Source organism: Serratia sp. 22278 (genome assembly GCF_052045405.1).
Taxonomy (GTDB): Bacteria; Pseudomonadota; Gammaproteobacteria; order Enterobacterales; family Enterobacteriaceae; genus Serratia; species Serratia marcescens.
In genome coordinates this window covers 310,108-334,996 of sequence record NZ_JBQEOW010000004.1, presented here as the reverse complement: position 1 = coordinate 334,996, position 24,889 = coordinate 310,108, and the positions used below count along the sequence as shown (strand labels likewise).

20 protein-coding genes and 3 tRNA genes are annotated in these 24,889 nt (G+C 58.5%); 14 read left to right on the top strand and 9 right to left on the bottom strand.

What is annotated here, in order from left to right; all coding sequences use genetic code 11:
* Window position 1 precedes the first annotated feature (1 nt).
* Window positions 2-691: a two-component system response regulator KdpE gene (gene kdpE, locus ACTJJ6_RS11415; protein ID WP_016928747.1), complete on the top strand. Its 690-nt coding sequence runs from the start codon at window positions 2-4 to the stop codon at window positions 689-691.
* 27 nt (window positions 692-718) lie between these two features.
* Here kdpE and ACTJJ6_RS11410 read toward each other — a convergent pair whose 3' ends face one another.
* The 4 genes from ACTJJ6_RS11410 to seqA form a co-directional block, all read right to left on the bottom strand.
* The gene (locus ACTJJ6_RS11410) at window positions 719-1,018 is read right to left on the bottom strand and encodes a DUF3861 domain-containing protein (RefSeq protein ID WP_004939927.1); all 300 of its coding nucleotides are present in this window, start codon (window positions 1,016-1,018) and stop codon (window positions 719-721) included.
* Window positions 1,018-1,659 (bottom strand): PadR family transcriptional regulator, encoded by a 642-nt coding sequence (locus ACTJJ6_RS11405; RefSeq protein WP_440801460.1) that lies wholly within the window; start codon window positions 1,657-1,659, stop codon window positions 1,018-1,020. The genes ACTJJ6_RS11410 and ACTJJ6_RS11405 overlap by 1 nt, the downstream gene beginning before the upstream one ends.
* 191 nt (window positions 1,660-1,850) lie before the next feature.
* A complete protein-coding gene (gene pgm, locus ACTJJ6_RS11400; RefSeq protein ID WP_016928750.1) occupies window positions 1,851-3,494 on the bottom strand; it encodes a phosphoglucomutase (alpha-D-glucose-1,6-bisphosphate-dependent) in 1,644 nt (547 codons plus the stop codon).
* 77 nt (window positions 3,495-3,571) lie between these two features.
* A complete protein-coding gene (gene seqA / locus ACTJJ6_RS11395) occupies window positions 3,572-4,114 on the bottom strand; it encodes a replication initiation negative regulator SeqA (protein ID WP_049300335.1) in 543 nt (180 codons plus the stop codon).
* A 224-nt stretch (window positions 4,115-4,338) separates the two neighbouring features.
* Between seqA and ybfF the strand changes: the two genes are divergently transcribed.
* From ybfF to fur, 4 genes are all read left to right on the top strand, one after another.
* Window positions 4,339-5,112 (top strand): esterase, encoded by a 774-nt coding sequence (ybfF, locus tag ACTJJ6_RS11390; protein ID WP_015376956.1) that lies wholly within the window; start codon window positions 4,339-4,341, stop codon window positions 5,110-5,112.
* 256 nt (window positions 5,113-5,368) lie between these two features.
* Window positions 5,369-5,656, top strand: a complete 288-nt coding sequence (ybfE, locus tag ACTJJ6_RS11385; RefSeq protein WP_004939936.1) for a LexA regulated protein — start codon at window positions 5,369-5,371, stop codon at window positions 5,654-5,656.
* Window positions 5,657-5,911: 255 nt separating this feature from the next.
* Window positions 5,912-6,451, top strand: a complete 540-nt coding sequence (fldA, locus tag ACTJJ6_RS11380) for a flavodoxin FldA (protein WP_004939938.1) — start codon at window positions 5,912-5,914, stop codon at window positions 6,449-6,451.
* A 329-nt stretch (window positions 6,452-6,780) separates the two neighbouring features.
* Entirely contained in the window at window positions 6,781-7,227 is a 447-nt protein-coding gene (gene fur / locus ACTJJ6_RS11375) for a ferric iron uptake transcriptional regulator (RefSeq protein ID WP_004939939.1), read from the top strand.
* A gap of 248 nt (window positions 7,228-7,475) precedes the next feature.
* Here fur and ACTJJ6_RS11370 read toward each other — a convergent pair whose 3' ends face one another.
* The 5 genes from ACTJJ6_RS11370 to nagE all read right to left on the bottom strand — a co-directional run bounded on the left by ACTJJ6_RS11370 (window position 7,476) and on the right by nagE (window position 16,443).
* Window positions 7,476-10,133, bottom strand: coding sequence for a beta-N-acetylhexosaminidase (locus ACTJJ6_RS11370; protein ID WP_440801455.1), 2,658 nt, complete (start codon window positions 10,131-10,133; stop codon window positions 7,476-7,478).
* A gap of 13 nt (window positions 10,134-10,146) precedes the next feature.
* Complete coding sequence (chiQ, locus tag ACTJJ6_RS11365) at window positions 10,147-10,473, bottom strand: ChiQ/YbfN family lipoprotein (RefSeq protein WP_048322392.1); 327 nt, start codon at window positions 10,471-10,473, stop codon at window positions 10,147-10,149.
* Between the two features lie 46 nt (window positions 10,474-10,519).
* The gene (chiP, locus tag ACTJJ6_RS11360) at window positions 10,520-11,923 is read right to left on the bottom strand and encodes a chitoporin ChiP (RefSeq protein ID WP_025301859.1); all 1,404 of its coding nucleotides are present in this window, start codon (window positions 11,921-11,923) and stop codon (window positions 10,520-10,522) included.
* Window positions 11,924-12,501: 578 nt separating this feature from the next.
* Window positions 12,502-14,166 (bottom strand): glutamine--tRNA ligase, encoded by a 1,665-nt coding sequence (gene glnS / locus ACTJJ6_RS11355; RefSeq protein ID WP_440801451.1) that lies wholly within the window; start codon window positions 14,164-14,166, stop codon window positions 12,502-12,504.
* A 240-nt stretch (window positions 14,167-14,406) separates the two neighbouring features.
* Window positions 14,407-16,443, bottom strand: a complete 2,037-nt coding sequence (nagE, locus tag ACTJJ6_RS11350) for an N-acetylglucosamine-specific PTS transporter subunit IIBC (protein WP_028127712.1) — start codon at window positions 16,441-16,443, stop codon at window positions 14,407-14,409.
* A 334-nt stretch (window positions 16,444-16,777) separates the two neighbouring features.
* Between nagE and nagB the strand changes: the two genes are divergently transcribed.
* The 9 genes from nagB to ACTJJ6_RS11305 all read left to right on the top strand — a co-directional run bounded on the left by nagB (window position 16,778) and on the right by ACTJJ6_RS11305 (window position 24,887).
* Window positions 16,778-17,578 (top strand): glucosamine-6-phosphate deaminase, encoded by an 801-nt coding sequence (nagB, locus tag ACTJJ6_RS11345; protein WP_016928758.1) that lies wholly within the window; start codon window positions 16,778-16,780, stop codon window positions 17,576-17,578.
* Between the two features lie 18 nt (window positions 17,579-17,596).
* Entirely contained in the window at window positions 17,597-18,736 is a 1,140-nt protein-coding gene (nagA, locus tag ACTJJ6_RS11340) for an N-acetylglucosamine-6-phosphate deacetylase (RefSeq protein WP_016928759.1), read from the top strand.
* Window positions 18,737-18,763: 27 nt separating this feature from the next.
* Window positions 18,764-19,984, top strand: a complete 1,221-nt coding sequence (gene nagC, locus ACTJJ6_RS11335) for a DNA-binding transcriptional regulator NagC (RefSeq protein WP_016928760.1) — start codon at window positions 18,764-18,766, stop codon at window positions 19,982-19,984.
* A gap of 67 nt (window positions 19,985-20,051) precedes the next feature.
* Window positions 20,052-20,804, top strand: a complete 753-nt coding sequence (locus tag ACTJJ6_RS11330) for an HAD-IIA family hydrolase (RefSeq protein WP_004939957.1) — start codon at window positions 20,052-20,054, stop codon at window positions 20,802-20,804.
* 189 nt (window positions 20,805-20,993) lie between these two features.
* The gene (locus ACTJJ6_RS11325) at window positions 20,994-22,436 is read left to right on the top strand and encodes a carbohydrate-binding protein (RefSeq protein WP_440801447.1); all 1,443 of its coding nucleotides are present in this window, start codon (window positions 20,994-20,996) and stop codon (window positions 22,434-22,436) included.
* A gap of 284 nt (window positions 22,437-22,720) precedes the next feature.
* Window positions 22,721-24,385: an asparagine synthase B gene (asnB, locus tag ACTJJ6_RS11320; RefSeq protein WP_048795479.1), complete on the top strand. Its 1,665-nt coding sequence runs from the start codon at window positions 22,721-22,723 to the stop codon at window positions 24,383-24,385.
* Window positions 24,386-24,604: 219 nt separating this feature from the next.
* A tRNA-Met gene (locus ACTJJ6_RS11315) sits at window positions 24,605-24,681 on the top strand.
* Window positions 24,682-24,697: 16 nt separating this feature from the next.
* Window positions 24,698-24,782: transfer RNA gene (locus ACTJJ6_RS11310), tRNA-Leu, on the top strand.
* A 30-nt stretch (window positions 24,783-24,812) separates the two neighbouring features.
* Window positions 24,813-24,887 (top strand) — tRNA-Gln (locus tag ACTJJ6_RS11305).
* Window positions 24,888-24,889: the final 2 nt, after the last annotated feature.

Below are 24,889 nucleotides of genomic sequence, written 5' to 3'. Positions count from 1 at the left end.
CGTGAGCATAACGCCAACCAACATTCTGATTGTTGAAGATGAAAAAGAAATCCGCCGCTTCGTGCGCACCGCGCTGGAGAGCGAAGGCCTGCGGGTGTTTGAAAGTGAAACGCTGCAGCGCGGGCTGATTGAGGCCGGCACGCGCAAACCGGATCTGATCATCCTGGATTTGGGGTTGCCGGATGGCGACGGGCTGAGCTACATCCGGGATCTGCGGCAGTGGAGCGCCATTCCGGTGATCGTACTGTCGGCGCGCAACGCCGAAGAGGACAAAATCGCCGCGCTGGACGCCGGCGCCGACGACTATCTCAGCAAACCGTTCGGCATCGGTGAGCTGTTGGCGCGGGTGCGGGTCGCGCTGCGCCGCCACTCCGCCAACCAACAGGAAAGCCCGCTGGTGAGCTTTTCGGCGATCACCGTCGATCTGGTGAATCGCCGGGTGCTGCGCAACGACGAAGATCTGCACCTGACGCCGATAGAATTTCGCCTGTTGGCGGAGCTGCTGGCCAACGCCGGCAAGGTGATTACCCAACGCCAGCTGTTGAGCCACGTCTGGGGGCCGAACTACGTGGAACACAGCCACTACCTGCGCATCTACATGGGCCATTTGCGGCAGAAGCTCGAAGCCGATCCGGCCCGGCCCAAACACCTGCTGACCGAAACCGGCGTCGGCTACCGTTTCATGCCTTAACCCCGGCGAGCGCGGTGTGCCGCGCCTTTACGCCGCCGGGCCTTTCTTCAATCCGACCATAAATTCCTTAAACGCCTCGCGCAGCGGAGCGAACACCGGGTGTTTGCGGTTTTCGATCATCACTTCGGAGAACAGTTTCAACCCCACGGCGAAGGCCGCGCTCTGCTCGGGGCCGAAGTTCAGATCGTCACGCGCCCGAATGCGCTCGACGATCTCGAGAATATCGTCATGATTGGTCACCTCAAAACTCAGCGGTGCCTTCTCGACGGGGTTGCCCTGGCGGTCGCTCAGGGCTTCAACGGTAATGTTAAAACGGTGGCCGGGCATCAGTTCTCCTCCTGCTGCGTGGGTTGAATGTGCATTTCGCTTTCGATCGCCGCCACGGCGGCCAGCAACGCGGCGTTGATGCGCTCCACCTGCTGCGGCGTGAGATCGGCGCGCATCACGTTGCCGCGCAGCAGGCTGCGCAGACGGTTCATGGCGTCGTAAATGCCTTCCGCCAGGTTGCCGTGCCGATGATGCTCGCGGCCGGCGCCCGCCAGACGCGCCAGAATGATGTCAACCACCTGTTGATGCTTTTGCAGCTCGCCCTCACCCGCCGTGGTGATGCGGTAGCTTTTTCGGCCGTTGCCGGTGGTGAGCGGTTCGAGAAAATCCTGTTCTTCCAGCAGCGTCAGCGTGGGGTAAATCACCCCCGGGCTCGGCACATACAGGCCGGAAGAGGCTTCCTCGATCGCCTTGATCAATTCGTATCCGTGGCTGGGCTTGCGCGCCACCAGTGCCAGCAACACCAGGCGCAGATCGCCGTGTTCGAACAGACGATAACGCCCGCCCCGGCCGCCGCGCCCACCTCGGCCGTGCTCTTCGCCTTCGCCGCCGAAGTGATGACGCCCGCCGCGATGACGGCGCCCCTCTTCGCACGCATGAGGGTGGTGGTGATGCCGGTGTAAACCTAATCGATGAAACATAGGGTGATACCTCGCTTTAACAGTGAACATCAATACGAGGTTGTTTAGATATATCTAAACAGCGTCGATAACGCTAATCTAGATCGATATATCTAAATGCGCAAGCGCGTGCCGTGAAAAAGATATATCTAAATTGCAGGCATAAAAAAAGCGCTGTAAAAACAGCGCTTTTTATCCATCAAGAAAAGCGATTACTTGGCGGAAGCCAGCACTTCGCTGACGATCTCGACCGCTTCGTGCTCAATCTTCTCGCGGTGTTCCGCCCCGAGGAAGCTCTCGCAGTAGATCTTGTAAGCCTCTTCGGTGCCGGAAGGACGGGCCGCGAACCAGCCGTTGTCGGTCATGACTTTCAGGCCGCCGATCGACGCGCCGTTGCCCGGCGCCGCAGTCAGACGTGCGGTGATCGGATCCCCGCCCAGCGTACTGGCCTTGACCATCTCCGGCGACAGCTTGGACAGCGCCGCTTTCTGCGCATGGGTTGCCGGCGCCTGGATACGGTTGTAGCTCGGCGCGCCGAAGCGCTTGGCCAGATCGTCATAATGATGCTGCGGGTTCTCACCGGTTACCGCGGTGATTTCAGCCGCCAGCAGGCACATGATGATGCCGTCTTTGTCGGTCGACCACGGCTGGCCGTTGAAACGCAGGAACGAGGCCCCGGCGCTCTCTTCACCGCCGAAGCCCAGGCTGCCGTCGAACAGGCCGTCCACGAACCATTTGAAACCGACCGGCACTTCCACCAGCTTGCGGCCCAGGTCAGCCACCACGCGGTCGATCATCGCGCTGGACACCAGCGTTTTACCTACCGCCACATCGGCGCCCCACTGCGGGCGATGTTGGAACAGGTAGTTGATGGCTACCGCCAGATAGTGGTTCGGGTTCATCAGGCCTTTCGGCGTGACGATGCCGTGGCGGTCGTAATCCGGATCGTTGGCGAACGCCAGATCGAATTTGTCGCGCAGCGCCAGCAGGCCGGCCATCGCCGACTCGGACGAGCAATCCATGCGGATGATGCCGTCGTGATCCAGGTGCATAAAGCGGAAGGTCTGATCGATGGAGTCGTTCACCAGCGTCAGATCCAGCTTGTAGTGTTCCGCTACCCGCTGCCAATAGGCGATGCCGGAGCCGCCGAGCGGATCCACGCCCAGCTTCAGGCCGGCGCGTTGAATGGCCGGCATGTCGACCACGTCAACCAGCCCTTCGACATAAGGCTGCACCAAATCTTTGGCGTGCAGGTGGCCGCTGTTCCAGGCCTTGTCCAGCGACTGGCGCTGAACGCCTTTCAGCTGCTGCGCCAGCAGTTCGTTGGCGCGCTTTTCGATCACCGACGTCAGGTTGGTGTCAGCCGGGCCGCCGTTCGGCGGGTTGTATTTGATGCCGCCGTCTTCCGGCGGGTTGTGGGACGGCGTAATGACGATGCCGTCAGCCTGCGCGCCGCCGCGGCGGTTGTGGCACAGAATGGCGTGCGATACCGCCGGCGTTGGCGTGAAGCCGTTGTTTTCCTGCACGATCACATCGACGCCGTTGGCGGTCAGCACTTCCAGCACGGAAATAAAGGCCGGCTCGGACAGCGCATGGGTGTCTTTGCCCACGTAGCACGGGCCGGTGGTGCCCTGCTGATGACGAACTTCGGCGATCGCCTGAGCGATGGCGAGGATGTGCGCCTCATTGAAGCTGTGGCGCTGCGCGCTGCCGCGGTGGCCGGAAGTGCCAAACTTCACCGCATGTGCGGCATTGCCGGCTTCCGGTTGCAGCACATAGTACTGCGACGTCAGCTGGGCTACGTTGATCAGATCGCTTTGACGGGCGGGCTGCCCGGCACGTGGATTATTCGCCATCGACATATCTCCCTCATCCCTGTCGGTGACCGGGCAAATACGTCGCGCACGGCCATCATGACGGGCTGTTCGCTAAATTAGACGGTACCGCAAACTTTCTCGATCAGTTCCGCCGGGAACTGCATCGCCTGCATGATGTGTTCGATCATGCTGCGCTTGCGGCCGGTATTGGTATTGGTGATCACCCAGTAAGGGGTGCCCGGCACATGCTTCGGCTTGGTGTGCGTGCCGTTGGCCAGCAGGGTCTGCTGATCGCCGGCGAAATAGGTGCGGGTGCGGCCGGTCAACGCCTCGGTGGCGGCGGCGAAACCGGCGGCATCGAGGGTGTACAGCGTGGACAGCACCAGCATGAAACGGTTGACCGCTTTGTTCTGCTCGGCGTATTCATCCGACAACAGCAGTTCACGCACGGCGCGTACGCGATCGCGCGGGCGCTGAACCGGCACCGCTTTTTCCAGTTCGACGGACGACGACGCACTGGCGGCAGGCAACGCGCGCACCGGCTGACCGGCGGTGAATTTCAACATGCGGCGTAAAATATCGGACGCGCTTTCACCGATGTGTTGCGTGTGGCTGGCAATATAACGGTAAAGCTCTTCGTCGACTTCAATAGTTTTCATCTTTATCCAATACTGTTTTTTCTACTTAGAACCTGAAGCCAGATCCTGCATTCAAGCCATGGGATTATAAGGTTAAAAGCGCTGGGGCGAACACAACAATGTGCCTCCGGACGGCAAATGCAGACTAATACCTATAGCCGGCACTGCCAAGCCCGCGCCGCGAAAATTCCGCATGATTCATCGTGCGATTCAATCATGATACCCTAATCTGAATCTCTCTCAGTATGAACTTCGCCATGAAATTACATTATCAACTGCTGGCCGCCGAGTCAGACGCGCTGCCGGTGCTGCTGATCCACGGCCTGTTCGGCAATCTCGACAACCTGGGCGTGCTGGCGCGCGATCTCCATAAACAGCACAGTGTGATCAAGGTCGATCTGCGCAACCATGGCCTCTCCCCGCGCGCCGACGACATGAACTACCCCGCCATGGCGCAGGATCTGCTGGCGCTGCTCGACGAGCTGCAGCTGGAGAAAGCGATCGTCATCGGCCACTCGATGGGCGGCAAAGCGGCGATGGCGCTGACCGCCATCGCGCCCGAGCGCATCGCCAAGCTGATCGTCATCGACGTCGCGCCGGTGGATTACCAGACCCGACGTCATGACGAGATCTTCGCCGCGCTGAAGGCCGTCAGCGCCGCCGGCATCACCCAGCGCCAGGCGGCCGCCCAGTTGATGCGCGACTACCTGCAGGAAGAAGGCGTGATCCAGTTCCTGCTGAAGTCCTTCCATAACGGTGAATGGCGCTTCAACCTGCCGGTGCTGATCGAACGCTACGAAGACATCACCGGCTGGCAGGAAGTCCCGGCCTGGCCACACCCGACCCTGTTCATTCGCGGCGGCCTGTCGCCGTACGTGCAGGACAGCTACCGTGCAGACATCGCCCGCCAGTTCCCGCAGGCCCGCGCGCACGTCGTCGCCGGTACCGGCCATTGGGTGCACGCCGAAAAACCGGAAGCGGTGCTGCGCGCCATCCACCGTTTCCTCGGCGAAGCCTGAAAAATACGTTAATCTGGCGAAAAAACGCGCTAAAGATAACGGCTTAGCGCGTTTAGCCCGCAGTTAGGCATTGTCGCCGCTCCATCTGCTGGGGTAATATGGCGCGCTATAATTTTGCCGCCGCGCCAGCGCGTTCGCGAACGCCGGTTCGGGGGTAAATTTGGGTTAGGGTTTATTGGCCCGAAGTGTGTTAATCGATGCCTCCGGAAGCGTGCGAGCGCTTTTTGATGCAAACTCCCTTGCAGTACCGCTACCTATGGCAAAAGAACAAACGGATCGCACGACGCTGGATCTGTTCGCAGATGAACGCCGTCCGGGGCGCCCGAAAACCAACCCGCTTTCCCGCGATGAACAGCTTAGAATCAATAAGCGCAATCAGTTACGGCGCGATAAAGTGCGCGGATTGCGACGCGTAGAGCTGAAAATCAACGCGGATGCGGTGGACGCCCTGAACAAACTGGCGGAACAGCGCAACATCAGCCGCAGCGAACTCATCGAGCAGATGCTGTTGGCGCAACTGGCGGAAGAACAGCCGGAACATTGATCTCTTCGGCCGCACGCGCGGCGCGGCGTTAAGGACAACGCCGGATCGACCACGCTTTTCTTCATCCTTCGGCATCGCATAAATGCGATAAAACCCCGGCGCCACTTTCTGGCATGATACGCATTTACCGGTAAGAGACTGCGCCTGTCGGCGCCCGCCACCATGGCGAAAGGCTCTTGTCATGGCATCATTTTAATCGGCGGCAGTGCCGGCGCCGAGTAATGCAATTAATTGAATTTAAAGGTTATACGCGATATGGCTACTGTAGGCATTTTCTTTGGCAGCGACACTGGCAATACCGAAAACATTGCCAAAATGATCCAGAAAATTCTTCAGAAACAGTTTGGCGACGATGTCTCAGAAGTGCATGACATCGCCAAAAGCAGCAAAGAAGACCTGGAAGGGTTCGATATCCTGCTGCTGGGTATCCCGACCTGGTACTACGGTGAAGCGCAGTGTGACTGGGATGATTTCTTCCCGACGCTGGAAGAAGTCGATTTCAACGGCAAACTGGTGGCGCTGTTCGGCTGCGGCGACCAGGAAGACTACGCGGAATATTTCTGTGACGCGATGGGCACCATCCGCGACATCATCGAACCGCGCGGCGCGGCCATCGTGGGCCACTGGCCGACCAAAGGCTACCACTTCGAAGCTTCCAAAGGCCTGGCGGACGACAACCACTTCATCGGTCTGGCGATCGACGAAGACCGTCAGCCGGAGCTGACCAATGAGCGCGTGGACGCCTGGGTCAAACAGATCGTCGAAGAGCTGAGCCTGGCCGATATCGTCGGCTAAACGCCGGTACTGGCGAAAGGTTGAACAAAGGCCCTGTAAAGTGCATAGTGTGCCGACAGGGCCGTCATCGGCAACAGGGATTGCTGCGATAGAAGCTACAGATTTGTAACTTCCCACCCCGTCACGGTAGACTGAGATATCGGTTTATCCCATCCATCAAGGCGTTGCATGCAAAACATGCAATAGTGCAATTATATCTTTGTTAACAACCGGCGGTTTCCATTTAGTACAACCGGTTCTATAATGAGACGCATTAACTCTTTGTGCCGACCGATGCCACAGGCGAGTACGCCTCAACTTGATTAGCATAGTAACAGGACTGAATTCGCATGACCGACAACAACATCGCATTGAAGAAGGCCGGCTTAAAAGTCACGCTTCCGCGACTCAAAATCCTGGAAGTACTGCAAAATCCGGAATGCCATCACGTCAGTGCGGAAGATTTGTACAAAAAACTGATTGATATGGGCGAAGAGATCGGCCTGGCGACGGTTTATCGCGTACTGAACCAGTTTGACGATGCGGGCATTGTGACACGTCACAATTTCGAAGGCGGCAAGTCCGTGTTCGAGCTGACCCAACAACATCACCACGATCACCTGATTTGCCTGGACTGCGGCAAAGTGATCGAATTCAGTGATGAATCCATCGAAGTGCGCCAGCGTGATATCGCCAAGCAGCACGGCATCAAGCTCACCAACCACAGTCTGTACCTGTACGGCCACTGCGAAACCGGTGACTGCCGCGAAGACGAATCGCTGCACGACAAGAAATAAGCCTGACCGGCTATGAAAAACCGCCTCACATTGGGGCGGTTTTTTTATGCCCGCCGTACAACGGGCAAAAAAATCCCCGGACAAGCCGGGGGAAGATCATGTCATGAAATACTACAATTGCAGCGGCACTGCGACTCCACGTACTGCTCTCACTTCAACATCCGCCCCACGCCGGCACGCGCGGGGGCGAACGCATTCCCCCTTCGTTAAGCGGCCCGCCGCCATGACGACAGGCCGATGTGCCGGGCTTAGACCTTCTCGGCGCGGCTGTAACGTTTACCGTCCGGACTGACCGAACGCACCTGCACCTCACCCGATACCGCCGGCTTGGCCTTGGCGTCATAACGCTGCCACTGCTTGCCGCCGTCGGTGGAGTACTCGATGCCCAATCCCGGCAGCGCGATATTCGCCTCCAGCTTGCCGCCCGCCACGCGGGCGCCCGGCACCGGCAGACGGTAGGCGACGCCGCCTTTGTCCAGCTTGGCCAGTTCTCGTTGGCCCAGGATATTGGCGAAGCGCAGCCAGTCTTTCTCCAGCGCCTTGGTGTCGACAAAGTGGGTTTCCCCGCCTTTGTATTCACGGCCGGCGCGATAGTCCTGCTCCCAACCGGCGCGGTGCCAGGCGCGTTCCGCCACCGACAGCGCGCGCGGGAAGATCATGTATTCCATCTGCGGATCGGTGCGCTGGGTTTCGCTCCACAGCTGAGCGGACAGACCGTAGGCGCCCGGCCACGGCTTGTCGCTTTTGGCGTTAAAGTGGTTGCCGTCGCGGTCGACCGAGGTTTCCGCGTTCTGCGGCATGTTGTCCGGCGCGAAGCTGAACACCTTGCGCTCGTCGCTGAAGCGGGTGCCCCAGTAGTAACCACGCTCGTCCGGGTTCACCTCGTAAGGGAAGTCCATGTAGACGTAGTCCGGGTTGGAAACCACCACTTCATACCCTTTATTGGCCCAGTCGTTGACGCTATCGAAACCGCCCCAGTACAACGTATCCCAGAAGTTGACGCCCACGCGCGAGGTGGCGAACGCCTTCGAACTTTCGGCGTCTTTCAGGCCGTCTTGCCAGGCCTGCATTCTGTCGATGCCGTGCGCCTTCACCAGCTTGCTGACCTCCTGGCCGAAGTAGCTCGGCAGGTGCTCCATGTCGGCTACTTTGCCCTCTTTGATCATCGTCTGGCACACCTGCGACTTGGCCCACGGCTTGTCTTCATTACTCTGGTCAATGATGCCTTTACCCGGTTCCGGTTTCGCCTTGTCGGTATAGCCGGCGCCCAGGCGGATGTTTTTCGCCTCATCGCCGCCAAAGTGCCAGGTCTTGATCGGCTGCCCGGCTTCTTTATGCATCTGGGCAATCTCGCCGATCACCTTGTCGACAAAGCGCTGGGAGGAATCCAGGCACGGGTTCAGGTAGCTCTGGCGGTTAAAGAACTGCACGGAGGTGGTGTTGGAGGTATCGGTCGGATCCACCAGACGGAATTCGTTGGCCTCCTGCTCTTTGCCGGCGGCATGCAGCTTTTTATAGCGCGCTTCCATCGAAACCACCGCGGCGCGGGCGTGCGCCGGCATGTCGATCTCCGGGATCACCTCAATCTGGCGCGCCTGGGCGTATTTGATGATGTCGATATAGTCCTGACGGCTGAAGAAGCCGCCGTAGACGTCCGGCCCCTGGCCGTACTGCGGCAGCAGGCAGGTGGTTTCGCTCAGATCGTGGCAGCGCTGGCCGCCGACTTCCGTCAACTCAGGCAAGCCGGGGATCTCGATGCGCCAGCCTTCGTCATCGCTCAGGTGGAAGTGGAATTTATTGAGCTTGTAAGCCGCCATCTGATCCAGCAGACGCAGCACCGCGTCCTTCTTATGGAAGTTGCGCGCCACGTCGAGGAAAATGCCGCGATACGGGAAGCGCGGCGCATCGCTGGCGTCCAGCGTGGCGATCTTGCCGCTGCCGTCGCTCGGCACTAACGACAGGATCGACTGCAGCCCGTAGAACACCCCGGCCTGATCGAAGCCGATCACTCGCGCCTCTTTCTTGCCGATTTTCAGCTCATAGGCGCCCGATACCGCCATCGCGCCTTTAAACTTGCCCGGCTGGATATCGGTCTTGATCGGGTAACCGTTGGTCTGAACCGGCACGCCCAGCAGCGCGAAACGCTGGTTGACGACGTCCGCCGCCGGCTTGACCAGCGTGCTCAGATCCAGCGCCACCCCTTTGCGCAGGTCGGCGTCCTGTGCGTGGACCTTCACCTGCATCGGCGTCGGCACGATCTGGCCGCGCAGCGCGCCGGCGGGCAGCGTCTGCAGATCGGCATTGCTGACAAAGCGCGAAGCCGGCGTCATCAGAATGTTTTTGTCGTCCTTGGTGCGCTTCCACTGGTCGCCGGTGAACGGCGCCACAAGCTGATCCAGGTTTTCGGTGTCGGTATTCGCCAGCATTTTCGGCTTGGCGTCGCCGGAGGTGGCATACCAACGCGGCAGGAAGTCGTTTCTGAACAGCTGCCAGTATTCGGCGACCACCGGGATTTCCACCGCCTTACCGGCCGGGAAACCGCTGAATTTGGCGGTCGGCTCCAGCTTGTACAGATCGCCGGTCAGATGCGCGATCTTGAACTGGTCGTTGTCCACCCGCAAGGTCTGCCGCGGGCTGTGGAAATAGATGACCCAGTCTTTGCCGTCGATCGCCTGGCCGTCGTTGCTGAGGGTGAACAACACCCGGTTGCAAGAGGCCCAGTCAGCACCCAGCGCCGCGCAATCCACACCGTTTTCGCCGGCGCGGTTATCCAGCATTTTCACGTTCAGCTTCAGCTGGCTCAGTTGATCCACCAGCTGTTGATCGGCCATGGCGCTCCCCATACCGCCCAGGAATCCCATCGTTGCCGTCAAAGCGGCCAGTGCGCTCAGTTTGAATGCGTTCATCTTCTCATCCTTCTTAATTATTGTTATCGCGAATTTCTTGCCACAGCTTGCCGCACTTGGCGTCATAAGCCTGACCGTTACCGCTGTGAACCGCCATAATGCAGTTCTGATAATCCATCACCCGCACCGTTTCCTGCTCAGCAAACTGCTGGTGCTGTTTTTCTTGTTTCAGCACGTTCAGCACCGCCTTACAGGGCTGCAGACGCTCCGGCGAACCTTCGGCGGTGTTGATGCAGGCGCTGTAAGCCTGCTTCAATTTGGCGTCTTCCGGCGGTGCGGCGGGTTGCGCACAGGCGCTCAAGGCCGCGGCGGCCGCCAACATCAGCATGATTTTTTTCATCGTTGAATTCCCTTAACTGCCCCCGGCGGCGAGGCCGGGGAACGCATCAGAAGATGGTGAATGGCGCGATGACCATGAACTTGACGTCTTTCTCGTCCTGGAAGATGTTGCCGTAACCGCCGCCCCAGCTCGGGATGTTGGTGTGGTTGTCATACTGGGTGTAGTGCAGCTTGATCAGGGTGCCCTTGGCGCGCCCTTCCTGGATGGTGTACATCGCGTCCAGGCTCCAGGCGCTCTCTTTCAGGCGCTGGCTCTGATCGTAGATTGGGTTGGTGCTCGGCTTGGCGTCCCAGGCGTAAACGTAGGAGCCGCCGACCGCCATGCCCGGCAGGTTCCAGTTGCTGAGGTCGTACATCACGCCGGCGTACACCGCTTTCTCGCCGTTGGCGTTAAAGTCGGAGCGGTTGTCCCACCACACGTCCAGACGGCCGTTGGATGAGGCGTAGGTCGGGGTCATACGCTGCAGGAAGAAGCCCTGGTTGCCTTCCGCCTTGACCATGGTGCCTTCCAGACGCCAGTTGAACTGGCCGGTGGTGTAACCGAAGGTCAGCGCCTGCAGCCAGGCCAGGCCGTCGTAGATGCTGTTCGGATCGTTCTTGTCGCTGATGCGGTCTTCCGCGCCGTAGAACTGGTAACTGGTGGTCAGCGGGTTGCCCAGCAGATCGAATTTGTAAGACGCCTTGGTGAAGTACTGATTCACGTAGCCCTGGGCTTGGCCGAAAGCGGCTTCCAGCACCAGATCGTTTTTGAAATCGTACTTGGCGCCCAGCGAGTGCAGGTAGGAGACGCGGGTTTTCTTATCGTTCTGGCGGAAGTCGTCCACTTCGATATGCCACGGCGCCTTGTATTTGTCGGCCCACATGTAGGAGAAGCTCAACGCGCCGGCATCGCCGTAGTCGAACTTGGCGCCGGCCTCGGCACCCTGATAGGTGCCCGGCATAAAGCTCCAGTGCGGCGCCAGCAGGGTTTGGCCGCTCGGCTGAATATAGCCGGCGCGTGCCCAGACCGGGCCGTATTTGAACTTGGCGGCGGCTTTGTACAGGCTGACGCCGCCTTTGTCACCGGAATAGTCTTCGTCGTAGGTACGGTTTTTTGAGGAGAACGCGATCTCGTTCGGGTGGCCGCTGGCGCTGGATTCCGCCAGCTCGATGGCGGTAAAGGCACCGACGTCCAGACCGAACATGTCCCAGGCATAACCCGAAGCGAAATCCAGGCTCAGGTTGGCGGTAGAGTGCGACAGGTTGGTGGTGTATTGGTTGTAATCCTTGCTGTCCGGATTGAGATCTTTACGGTCGCGCTCACGTTGCCAGTAATAGATGCCGCCGGTCAGCGTGGAATCATCGATAAACCCTGCGGCTTTCGCCTCAGGCGCCATGGCAAACCCTGTTCCCAACAGCGCGCCCGCGACTGCGAGCGCCAGCGTTTTACGCTGAGCACCGTGCGTACCCATATTGAAATTCCTCTTTGACTTAACTTAAAAGTTGCAGCCGCCTGTGTTCACCACTGCCCTGCACGACTGCCAATAAAAAACCCGAACGGGTAAAAAAAATTGCCGACGAGATGTTATTCCCACAGCACTAATTGCTACAGACAGACTATTTTTCGCGACGCGAATTATCAAATGAAAAATGCGGGAGATTTGTCAAAATATGACAAGGAGCACATATCAGTGAGATTTTGTTACGCCGGTGTTCATGGAAGGTGTCGAATAAAAAATTCAATTAAATCAGAATAAATTGAGATACAAGGTCAACCAGAGACGATTAATGGTTTCAGCCTGACCAAATCCGTCATTCAGACAATAAAAATTGAGAGCGCTCTCCAAATGAAATTAATTCGCATCACGAATATATAAGTAAAAATTAAGACTATTAAGCCCAATATCAGAAAACTTATTGATTAACGCACTGCGGTTAATTAAGCACAGCCCGGAATAACACTGCAGGAATAGATGATTTGCTCGATGGCAGACATAAAAAAAGCGCGGCCTAAGCCGCGCTGATTCATTAATTTCCAAGGCGAATAAGATTAGCCTTCGATTTTCGCCCAGGTATCACGCAGACCAACGGTGCGGTTAAACACCAGATGCTCGGCCGACGAGTAACGATTGTCGGCACAGAAGTAGCCTTCACGCTCGAACTGGTAGGCCTTCTCCGGCTGGGCGGCCGCCAGACTCGGCTCGACGAAACCGTGCTTGATGACCAGCGATTCCGGGTTGATGGTGGAGAGGAAATCCTCCGCCGCGCCCGGGTTAGGCACGCTGAACAGGCGATCGTATAGGCGAATTTCCGCCGGCAGCGCGTGCGCCGCGGACACCCAGTGGATCACGCCCTTCACCTTGCGGCCGTCGGCAGGATCTTTGCTCAGCGTTTCCGCATCGTAGCTGCAGAAGATGGTGGTGATCTCGCCCGCTTCGTCCTTCTCGACGCGCTCGGCCTTGATCACGTACGCATTGCGCAGACGCACTTCCTTACCCAGCACCAGACGCTTGTACTGCTTGTTGGCTTCTTCGCGGAAGTCGGCGCGATCGATATAGATCTCACGGCTGAACGGCACATCGCGGCTGCCCATTTCCGGCTTGTTCGGGTGGTTAGGCATGGTGACCATTTCCACCGCATCGCCCATGTTCTCGATGACGATTTTCACCGGATCCAGCACCGCCATGGCGCGCGGGGCGTTCTCGTTCAGATCGTCGCGAATGCAGGATTCCAACGCCACCATCTCGACGTTGTTGTCTTGCTTGGTCACGCCGATGCGCAGGCAGAACTCGCGAATCGAGGCGGCGGTATAACCGCGGCGGCGCAGACCGGAGACGGTCGGCATGCGCGGGTCATCCCAACCTTCGACGATCTTCTCGGCCACCAGTTGGTGCAGCTTGCGCTTCGACATGATGGCGTATTCGAGGTTGAGACGCGAAAACTCGTACTGCCGCGGGTGGCAAGGAATGGTGATGTTATCCAGCACCCAGTCATACAGACGGCGGTTATCCTGGAATTCCAGAGTACACAGCGAATGGGTGATCCCTTCCAGCGCATCGGAAATGCAGTGGGTGAAATCGTACATCGGGTAGATGCACCATTTGTTGCCGGTCTGGTGGTGTTCGGCGAACTTGATGCGGTACAGCACCGGATCGCGCATCACGATAAACGGCGAAGCCATATCGATCTTGGCGCGCAGGCAGGCGGCGCCTTCGGCGAACTCGCCGTTGCGCATCTTCTCGAACAGCGCCAGGTTCTCTTCCACGCTGCGGTCGCGGTACGGGCTCTCTTTGCCCGGCGCGGTCAGGGTGCCGCGATATTCACGGATCTGCTCCGGCGACAGCTCATCGACGTAGGCCAGCCCCTTGGTGATCAGCTCAACCGCATACTGGTGCAGCTGATCGAAATAGTCTGAGGAGTAATGAACGTTGCCGCTCCACTCAAAGCCCAGCCACTCCACGTCGTGCTTGATTGACTCCACGAACTCGATGTCTTCTTTCACCGGGTTGGTGTCATCGAAACGCAGGTTGCACTGGCCCTGATAGTCCTTGGCGATGCCGAAGTTCAGGCAGATGGACTTGGCGTGGCCGATATGCAGATAGCCGTTAGGCTCCGGCGGGAAACGGGTATGTACCGACGTGTGTTTCCCCGATGCCAGATCTTCATCGACGATCTGACGGATAAAATTGGTTGGGCGGGCTTCAGCCTCACTCATTTCACTGTTCCTCAATGCAAAGCGCTACACATAACCGCCTATGATCCAACAAGCCACGTCTGGAAACAACCGTTTGTTTCACGAAAAATGCGGCATATTGCACCCTCGGCGCGCAGCGCGCCGCCGTGGCGCGAAACGGGATAAAAAAAGCGGGAAGAGATCGCTCTCTTCCCGCCAAGTCGGGGCAAACTCCGCCATGATGCGTGACCGGCCCCGGGTACTACTCAGGTAAAAACGGCCTTACTTTTGGATCTCGTACAGCTTGGTCTGACCGGCGACCACTGAGCCGCTGGCCAGCGCCGCCAGGCCGGCATAGTCGTCAGAGTTGCTGACCACCACCGGGCTGATCATCGAACGCGCATTGGCGTTCAGGTAATCCAAATCCAGTTCCAGAATCGGTTGACCGGCTTTCACTTCCGCGCCCTCTTCCACCAGGCGTTTGAAGCCCTGGCCTTCCAGCGCGACGGTGTCGATCCCCATGTGCACCACAATCTCAGCGCCCTTGTCGGTTTCCAGGCAGAAGGCGTGGTTGGTATTGAAGATTTTCACCACGGTGCCGTCAGCCGGCGACACGACGATGTTGTCGGTCGGGCGAATCGCCAGGCCGTCGCCTACCGCCTTGCTGGCGAAGGCTTCGTCCGGCACCTGATCGAGCGCCACCACTTCACCGGTTACCGGCGCCACCAGCGTTTCAAACGCGGCTTTCGGTGCGTTCGGCACCGCCTGCGGTTTGGCTTCCGCAGCAGGAGCCGCCGCCGGAGCCGCCGCAGCCGCCACCGGGCCGGCCGCAATTACGTTGCGCATTGCGCTGGCAATCAGCTCGGCACGGGTGCCGACGATCACTTGCACGCTCTGCTTGTTCAGACGGATAACGCCCGACGCGCCGAGGCGCTTCGCCAATGCGTCGTTCACCAGCGCAGAGTCCTTCACGTTCAAACGCAGGCGAGTGATGCAGGCGTCGATGCCGGTCAGGTTGTCGGAACCGCCGATCGCGCCGACGTAGCGACGGGCCAGCGTGGTGGTTTCATTCTCGTCTTTACCGGCGCTGCTGTTGACGTTGACGTCATAACCGTCGGTTTCGTCACCGGCAACCGCCAGCTCGCGACCCGGGGTCATCAGGTTGAACTTGTTGATGGTAAAGCGGAACACCACATAGTAGATAACGAAGAACACCAGGCCCTGCGGGATCAGCATGTACCAGTGGGTCGCCAGCGGGTTACGCACCCACAGCATCATATCCACCAGGCCGGCGCTGAAACCGAAACCTGAAATCCAATGCATGTTAGCGGCGATGAACACCGAGATACCGGTCAGCACGGCGTGGATCACATACAGCACCGGCGCCACGAACATGAAGGAGAACTCCAGCGGTTCAGTGATGCCGGTAAAGAAGGCAGCGAATGCCCCCGCCATCATGATCCCCAGCACCTTCGCCTTATTCTCAGGACGCGCGCAGTGATAGATGGCCAGCGCCGCGCCCGGCAGACCGAACATCATGATCGGGAAGAAGCCCGCCTGATAACGGCCGGTGATGCCAACAACCGCTTTACCCGCATCAATCGACTGCTGGCCGCCGAGGAAGTTAGGGATATCGTTGATGCCGGCCACGTCGAACCAGAACACCGAGTTCAGCGCGTGGTGCAAACCGACCGGGATCAGCAGGCGGTTGAAGAAGGCATAGATGCCCGCGCCGACGGAGCCCAATTTTTGGATGTGTTCGCCGAAGCTCACCAGAGCGCCGAACACGACTGGCCAGACGAACATCAGGATGTAAGCGACCAGGATCATCAGGAAGGAAATGAGGATCGGCACCAAACGGCGGCCGCTGAAGAACGACAGCGCCTTAGGCAGCTCAACGCCGCTGAAGCGGTTGTACACTTCGGCGGAGATGATACCCACCAGAATACCGACGAACTGGTTCTCAATCTTGCCGAACGCGGCAGGCACCTGATCGAGCGGGATCTTCTGAATCATCGACACGGCGGCCGGTGAACAGAGGGTAGTCAGCACCAGGAAACCGACGAAGCCGGTCAGTGCGGCAGAGCCGTCCTTGTCTTTGGACATGCCGTAGGCGACACCAACGGCGAACAACACCGCCATATGATCGATAATCGCAGAGCCAGACTTAATCAATAAGGCAGCGAAAGCGTTGTCGCCGCCCCAACCAACAGGGTCAATCCAGTACCCGACGCCCATCAAGATGGCGGCGGCGGGCAGCGTGGCGACCGGCACCATCAGCGCCCGTCCCACCTTTTGCAAATAACTAAGAATGTTCACCTTTTCCCCCTATGTTGTCCGCGGACGGACCCTATTAGTAGTTTATTTGAAGCTCTCACTACCTTTTTAGAAACAATGCTTGGCACGTATCACTCATGCCGAGTGTAAAAAATTTATTTTGTATCGCAAATTAAAACCTCCCTTTTTGTGATAAATATCACCAAAAAGTAGTCTTCACCTCCCAGATTGCTGGCCATCACACAAAACTTATTTTATCATTCAAAAAATCAACCGGACGGACGATTCACGCGAGAATCATAAAGCTGGGTTACGCTTAGGACTCCCGCAGGCCCGTACAGTATAGCTTTAGTTTACTTATCCCAAGAGGTGTTAGATGAGACTTATCCCACTGAAAGATACCGCACAAGTCGGCAAATGGGCCGCGCGTCATATCGTTCAACGCATCAACGCATTCAAGCCAACCGCAGAGCGCCCGTTTGTACTCGGCCTGCCTACCGGCGGCACGCCGCTGGAAGCCTACAAACATCTGATTGCGATGCACAAAGCAGGTGAAGTAAGCTTTAAGCATGTTGTGACTTTCAACATGGACGAGTACGTTGGCCTGCCGCAGGAACACCCGGAAAGCTACCACACCTTCATGTACCGCAACTTCTTTGACCACATTGATATTCCTCGTGAAAATATCAATCTGCTGAACGGCAACGCCGCGGATGTCGACGCCGAGTGCCGCCAGTACGAAGAGAAGATCAAGTCTTACGGCAAAATTAACCTGTTCATGGGCGGCGTGGGTATCGACGGCCATATCGCGTTCAACGAGCCGGCTTCGTCCCTGGCTTCGCGCACCCGCATCAAAACGCTGACCGAAGACACCCGCATCGCCAACTCGCGCTTCTTCGGCGGCGACGTCAGCCTGGTGCCGAAATATGCGCTGACCGTCGGCGTGGGTACGCTGCTGGACGCGGAAGAGGTGATGATCCTGGTGACCGGCCACGCCAAGGCGCAGGCGCTGGAAGCCGCTGTGGAAGGCAACATCAACCACATGTGGACCATCAGCTGCCTGCAGCTGCACGCCAAAGCGGTGGTGGTGTGCGACGAACCGGCCACCATGGAACTGAAAGTCAAAACCGTCAAATATTTCCGCGAGTTAGAAGCGGAAAGCGTGAAAAGTCTTTAATCTTTGCAGGGGGCTACGATGTTCGCTTTAACCCACGGCCGAATCTATACCGGCCACGACGTACTTGATGACCATGCAGTCATTATCGCTGATGGGCTGATTGAGAAAGTCTGCCCGGTGGCTGAATTGCCCGCCGGCATCGAAACGCGCGACCTGGGTGGCGCCATCCTGGCCCCCGGGCTTATCGACGTGCAGCTGAACGGCTGCGGCGGCGTCCAGTTCAACGATTCGCTGGAAGCCATCTCGGAAGAAACGCTGGAGATCATGCAGCGCGCCAACGAGAAATCCGGCTGCACCAGCTATCTGCCGACGCTGATCACCAGCAGCGACGAATTCATGAAGCACAGCGTCGACGTGATGCGCGCTTATCTGAAAAAGCACCAAAACCAGGCGTTGGGCCTGCACCTGGAAGGGCCGTACCTCAGCCCGGTGAAAAAAGGCACCCACAACCCGGCGTTCATTCGCAAGCCGTCCCAAGACATGATCGATTACCTGTGCGCCAACGCCGACGTGATCACCAAGGTGACGCTGGCGCCGGAAATGGTTGAGCCGCACTTTATCAAGCAGCTGACCGAGGCCGGCATCGTGGTCTCCGCCGGCCACTCGAACGCCACCTACGATCAGGCGCGCACCGGCTTCGCCGCCGGCATCAGCTTCGCCACCCACCTGTACAACGCCATGCCGTATATCACCGGCCGCGAACCGGGGCTGATGGGGGCTATCTTCGACACGCCGGAGGTCTATACCGGCATCATCGCCGACGGCCATCACGTGGCCTGGGCGAGTATCCGTAACGCCAAACGCCTGAAAGGTGATAAATTGGTCTTGGTCACCGACGCGACCGCACCGGCGGGTGCAGATATTGACCAATTTATTTTCGCCGGTAAAACAATATACTATCGGGACGGGCTGTGCGTGGATGAGAACGGCACCCTGAGCGGTTCCGCGCTGACCATGATCGAAGCGGTGCAAAACAGCGTCGAGCATATCGGCATCGCGCTGGACGAAGCGCTGCGCATGGCGACGCTGTACCCGGCGCGCGCGATCGGCGTCGATCACCGTCTGGGCACCCTCGAAGCCGGCAAGGTGGCTAACCTGACCGCCTTCACCCGTGATTTCAAGATCACCAAAACGCTCGTTAACGGTAACGAGGTTTAATTCAATGAACAGCGAGTAACATTATTGATGAGCACTGGCGGACAAGCACAAATAGGGAACGTTGACTTAGTCAAACAACTTAACGGCGCGGCAGTTTATCGCCTGATCGACCAACAGGGCCCGATCTCGCGCATTCAAATCGCCGAACTCAGCCAGCTCGCCCCCGCCAGCGTCACTAAGATTACTCGCCAGCTGCTGGAGCGCGGGTTGATCAAAGAAGTCGATCAGCAAGCCTCCACCGGCGGCCGCCGCGCGATCTCCATCGTGTCGGAAACCCGTCATTTCCATACCGTCGCGGTGCGCCTCGGCCGCCACGACGCCACCATCACGCTGTATGACATGAGCGGTAAATCGCTCAGTGAAGAACACTATCCGCTGCCGGAACGCACCCAGGAAACGCTGGAGAATGCGCTGTTCGCCGCCATCACTCAATTCATCGAAGCGAACCAGCGCCGCCTGCGCGAGCTGATCGCCATCGCGGTGATCCTGCCCGGCCTGGTGGATCCGGCGCTGGGCGTGGTGCGCTATATGCCGCACATCAGCGTCAGCAACTGGGCGCTGGTAGACAACCTGCAGCAGCGCTTTAACGTCACCAGCTTCGTCGGCCACGATATCCGCAGCCTGGCGCTGGCGGAGCACTACTTCGGCGCCACCCGCGACTGTGAAGACTCGATTCTGGTGCGCCTGCACCGCGGCACCGGCGCCGGCATCATCGTCAACGGGCAGATTTTTCTCGGCAACAACGGCAACGTCGGCGAGATCGGCCATATCCAGATCGATCCGCTCGGCGAACGCTGCCACTGCGGCAACTTCGGCTGCCTGGAGACGGTGGCCGCCAACGCGGCGATCGAACAGCGCGTGCGCCAGCTGCTGAGCCAGGGCTACCCGAGCAAACTGACGCTGGAAGACTGCGGCATCAACGCCATCTGCAAGGCCGCCAACCGCGGCGATCTGCTGGCCAGCGAAGTGATCGAACACGTCGGCCGCTATCTGGGCAAGGCGGTGGCCATCGCCATCAACCTGTTCAATCCGCAGAAGGTGGTGATCGCCGGTGAGATCACCGAAGCGGACAAGGTGCTGCTGCCGGCGATCCAAAGCTGCATCAATACCCAGGTGCTGAAGGACTTCCGCAAAAATCTGCCGGTGGTGACCTCCGAACTCAATCATCGCTCGGCGATCGGCGCTTTCGCCCTGGCCAAACGCGCGATGCTCAACGGCGTGCTCTTGCAGCGATTGCTGGAAAGCTGATCCGCCGCTTCTGGCAGGTGTGTTATCGTCACTTCTTGCCTGCCGTAATCATGAGAAACAGCGACAAATGAAAATCAAAAACGTTATATGCGATATCGACGGCGTGCTGCTGCATGACAATACGCCGGTACCCGGCGCCGATCTGTTCCTGGCGCGCATCCAGGAACAAGGCATGCCGCTGGTGGTGCTGACCAACTACCCGTCACAGACCGCACAGGATCTGGCGAACCGCTTCGCCGCCGCCGGGCTGGAAGTGCCGGAGAGCGCGTTCTATACCTCGGCGATGGCCACCGCCGACTTCCTGCGCCGTCAGGAAGGCAAAAAAGCCTATGTGGTCGGCGAAGGCGCGCTGATCCATGAGCTGTACAAAGCCGGTTTCACCATCACCGACATCAACCCGGATTTTGTGATCGTCGGTGAAACCCGCTCTTACAACTGGGACATGATGCACAAAGCCGCCTACTTCGTCAGTAACGGCGCGCGCTTTATCGCGACCAATCCGGATAGCCACGGCCACGGCTTCTCGCCGGCCTGCGGCGCCCTGTGCGCGCCCATCGAGAAGATCACCGGCCGCAAGCCGTTTTATGTCGGCAAGCCCAGCCCGTGGATCATTCGCGCCGCACTGAACAAAATGCAGGCGCACTCGGAAGAGACGGTGATCGTCGGCGACAACCTGCGCACCGACATTCTGGCGGGCTTCCAGGCCGGCCTGGAAACCGTGCTGGTGCTGTCCGGCGTCTCCACGCTGAGCGACATCGAAACCATGCCGTTCCGCCCGAGCTACGTCTACCCTTCCGTCGCCGATATCACCATCTTCTGATCCATCGATGGCGGCTGCCCGGCCGCCATTATTTCCCTCTTCCTGACCGCAGTTTGAATTTAATTCGCTCATGGCCGCAAAAGGTTTCAGCCTGCCTGCGCTAAAAATCCTCATTATAAGTTTACGCCCCGCCAATAGCTGATATTGCCGGCGAGCGAAAAACTCTCCCCCTTAATGAATGAGGCCACCATGAGCACAAATAACATTATTAATGCCGTCGCCGCCGATGACGCGGCCATTATGCCGTCTATCGCCAATAAAAAGATCCTGATGGGTTTCTGGCACAACTGGGCCGCCGGCGCCAGTGACGGTTATCAACAAGGCCAGTTCGCCAATATGAATCTGACCGACATTCCCGCCGAGTACAACGTAGTGGCCGTCGCCTTTATGAAAGGCCAGGGCATCCCGACCTTCAAACCTTACAACCTGTCCGACGCCGAGTTTCGCCGCCAGGTGGGCGTGCTGAACAGCCAGGGCCGCGCGGTGCTGATCTCCCTCGGCGGCGCAGACGCGCATATCGAGCTGAAGACCGGCGACGAAGACAAGCTGAAAGACGAGATTATTCGCCTGGTGGAAGTCTATGGCTTCGACGGCCTGGATATCGATCTGGAACAGGCGGCGATCGGCGCCGCCAATAATAAAACCGTCTTGCCTGCGGCATTGAAAAAAGTAAAAGACCATTACGCCGCGCAGGGGAAAAACTTTATTATCAGCATGGCGCCGGAATTCCCGTATTTGCGCACCAACGGCACCTATCTGGATTATATCAACGCCCTTGAAGGCTATTACGACTTTATTGCGCCGCAATATTACAACCAGGGCGGCGACGGTATTTGGGTGGATGAACTCAACGCCTGGATCACGCAGAATAACGACGCCATGAAAGAGGACTTCCTCTACTATCTGACGGAAAGCCTGGTCACCGGCACCCGCGGCTATGCGAAAATCCCGGCGGCGAAATTCGTCATCGGCCTGCCGAGCAACAACGATGCCGCCGCCACCGGCTACGTGATCGACAAACAGGCGGTGTATAACGCCTTCGCGCGTCTCGACGCCAAAAGCCTGTCGATCAAGGGCCTGATGACCTGGTCGATCAACTGGGACAACGGCAAGAGCAAAGCCGGCGTGGCCTACAACTGGGAATTCAAAACCCGCTATGCGCCGCTGATTCAGGGCGGCGTCACCCCGCCGCCGGGAAAGCCTAATGCGCCGACGGCGCTGACGGTCGCCGAGCTGGGCACCACCTCGCTGAAACTGAGCTGGGCCGCCGCCACCGGCGCGTTACCGATCGCCAGCTACACCGTCTACCGCAACGGCAACCCGATCGGCCAGACCGCCGGCCTGTCGCTGACCGACAGCGGCCTGACCCCGGCCACCCAGTACAGCTACTTCGTTACCGCAACCGACAGCCAGGGCAATACCTCGCTGCCGAGCAGCGCGCTGGCGGTCAAAACCGCCAACGACGGCACGCCGCCCGATCCGGGTGCGCCCGAGTGGCAGAACAACCACAGCTACAAAGCCGGCGACGTGGTGAGCTATAAAGGCAAGAAATACACCTGTATCCAGGCGCACACTTCCAACGCCGGCTGGACGCCGGACGCCGCCTTCACCCTGTGGCAGCTCATCGCCTAATCGCTAATCGATTGCCGGTCAAACTGGCCGGCAATCTCGCCATCACGCTAAAAATTGCATAATCGATAATTTTTCACGCCGATAACTGAACATCCGTTAAAAACCGCACCTAAGCAAACAACTATTTCTCAACGCATGGCTAAAACGCTTGCATCTCCCGCAGCTTTTGGCGCATTTTCATAACCACAGCGCAGCAAAACTGGGTTATCGCTGATAAATCGGCAATGCTGCCCATAAGAGTAAAAAACAACATCACAGTCATAAAAGCCCGTTAGGAGAGTTGTATGTGTTCTATTTTCGGTGTGCTCGATCTGAAGTCCGATCCCGTTGAACTGCGTAAGAAAGCGCTGGAGCTGTCACGTCTGATGCGCCACCGCGGCCCGGATTGGTCCGGCGTTTACGCCAGCGACAAAGCCATTCTGGCTCACGAACGCCTGTCGATCGTCGACGTCAACAACGGCGCTCAACCGCTGTACAACGCTGCGCACACCCACGTTCTGGCGGTCAACGGCGAAATTTACAACCATCAGACGCTGCGCCAACAGCTGAGCGACCGCTACGCGTTCCAGACCGGTTCCGACTGTGAAGTGATCCTGGCGCTGTACCAGGAGAAAGGCCCGGACTTCCTCGACGATCTGCAAGGCATGTTCGCCTTCGCCCTGTATGACACCGAAAAAGACGCCTACCTGATCGGCCGCGATCACCTGGGCATCATTCCGCTGTACATGGGCCACGACGAGCACGGCAACCTGTACGTCGCCTCGGAAATGAAAGCGCTGGTGCCGGTGTGCCGCACCATCAAGGAATTCCCGGCCGGCAGCTATCTGTGGAGCCAGGACGGTGAGATCCGTGAATATTATCGCCGCGACTGGTTCGATTACGACAGCGTCAAGGACAACGTGACCGACGCCGCCGCCCTGCGCACCGCGCTGGAAGAGTCGGTGAAAAGCCACCTGATGTCCGACGTGCCCTACGGCGTGCTGCTGTCGGGCGGGCTGGATTCCTCGGTCATCTCGGCGATCACCAAGAAATACGCCGCGCGCCGCGTGGAGGATCAGGAACGCAGCGAGGCCTGGTGGCCGCAGCTGCACTCCTTCGCCGTCGGCCTGGAAGGCTCGCCGGATCTGCGCGCCGCGCAAGAGGTGGCCAACCATCTGGGCACCGTGCACCATGAAATCCACTTCACCGTGCAGGAAGGCCTGGACGCCATCCGCGACGTGATTTATCACATCGAAACCTACGACGTCACCACCATTCGCGCCTCGACGCCGATGTACCTGATGTCGCGCAAAATCAAGGCGATGGGCATCAAGATGGTGCTCTCCGGCGAAGGCGCGGACGAAGTGTTCGGCGGCTACCTGTACTTCCATAAGGCGCCGGACGCCCGCGAATTCCACGAAGAGACCGTGCGTAAACTGCTGGCGCTGCACATGTTCGACTGCGCGCGCGCCAACAAGGCGATGTCCGCCTGGGGCGTCGAAGCCCGCGTGCCGTTCCTGGACAAGAAATTCCTCGACGTGGCGATGCGCATCAACCCGAAAGATAAAATGTGCGGCAACGGCAAAATGGAAAAACACATCGTTCGCGAATGTTTCGAGTCCTATTTGCCGGCCAGCGTGGCCTGGCGCCAGAAAGAGCAGTTCTCCGACGGCGTTGGCTACAGTTGGATCGACACGCTAAAAGAGGTCGCTGCGCAGCAAATCAGCGATCAACAGCTCGAAACCGCGCGTTTCCGCTTCCCGTACAACACGCCGACCTCTAAAGAAGGCTACCTGTACCGCGAAATCTTCGAGGAGCTGTTCCCGCTGCCGAGCGCTGCCGAATGCGTGCCGGGCGGCCCGTCCGTCGCCTGCTCGTCCGCCAAGGCCATCGAATGGGACGAATCGTTCAAGAAGATGGACGATCCTTCCGGCCGCGCCGTCGGCGTGCATCAGGCCGCCTATAAATAATCGCGCGGCGTTTTCCCTTGGGGCGGGCCTTTTGGCCCGCCTTTTTGTTGCCTTTTTCCTCCGCCAACTGCCTGAATTGCCGATTTTATCGCCATAATGTTCACAACCCAGACAAACGGCGCTTCCGGGCGCTTTTTCGGGAAAAAACTTGTTGACGCAAATCGGTCATATACGCATAATGCGCCCCGCAACGCCGATGAAGGCAAAGCAAAAAAAGAGGGCTACGTAGCTCAGCTGGTTAGAGCACATCACTCATAATGATGGGGTCACAGGTTCGAATCCCGTCGTAGCCACCATCTCTTTTTTGCATTTGCGGGAGTGGCGAAATTGGTAGACGCACCAGATTTAGGTTCTGGCGCCGCAAGGTGTGCGAGTTCAAGTCTCGCCTCCCGCACCATTTCTCTTCATCGTCGGCGCAGTATGTTGATGGGGTATCGCCAAGCGGTAAGGCACCGGTTTTTGATACCGGCATTCCCTGGTTCGAATCCAGGTACCCCAGCCATA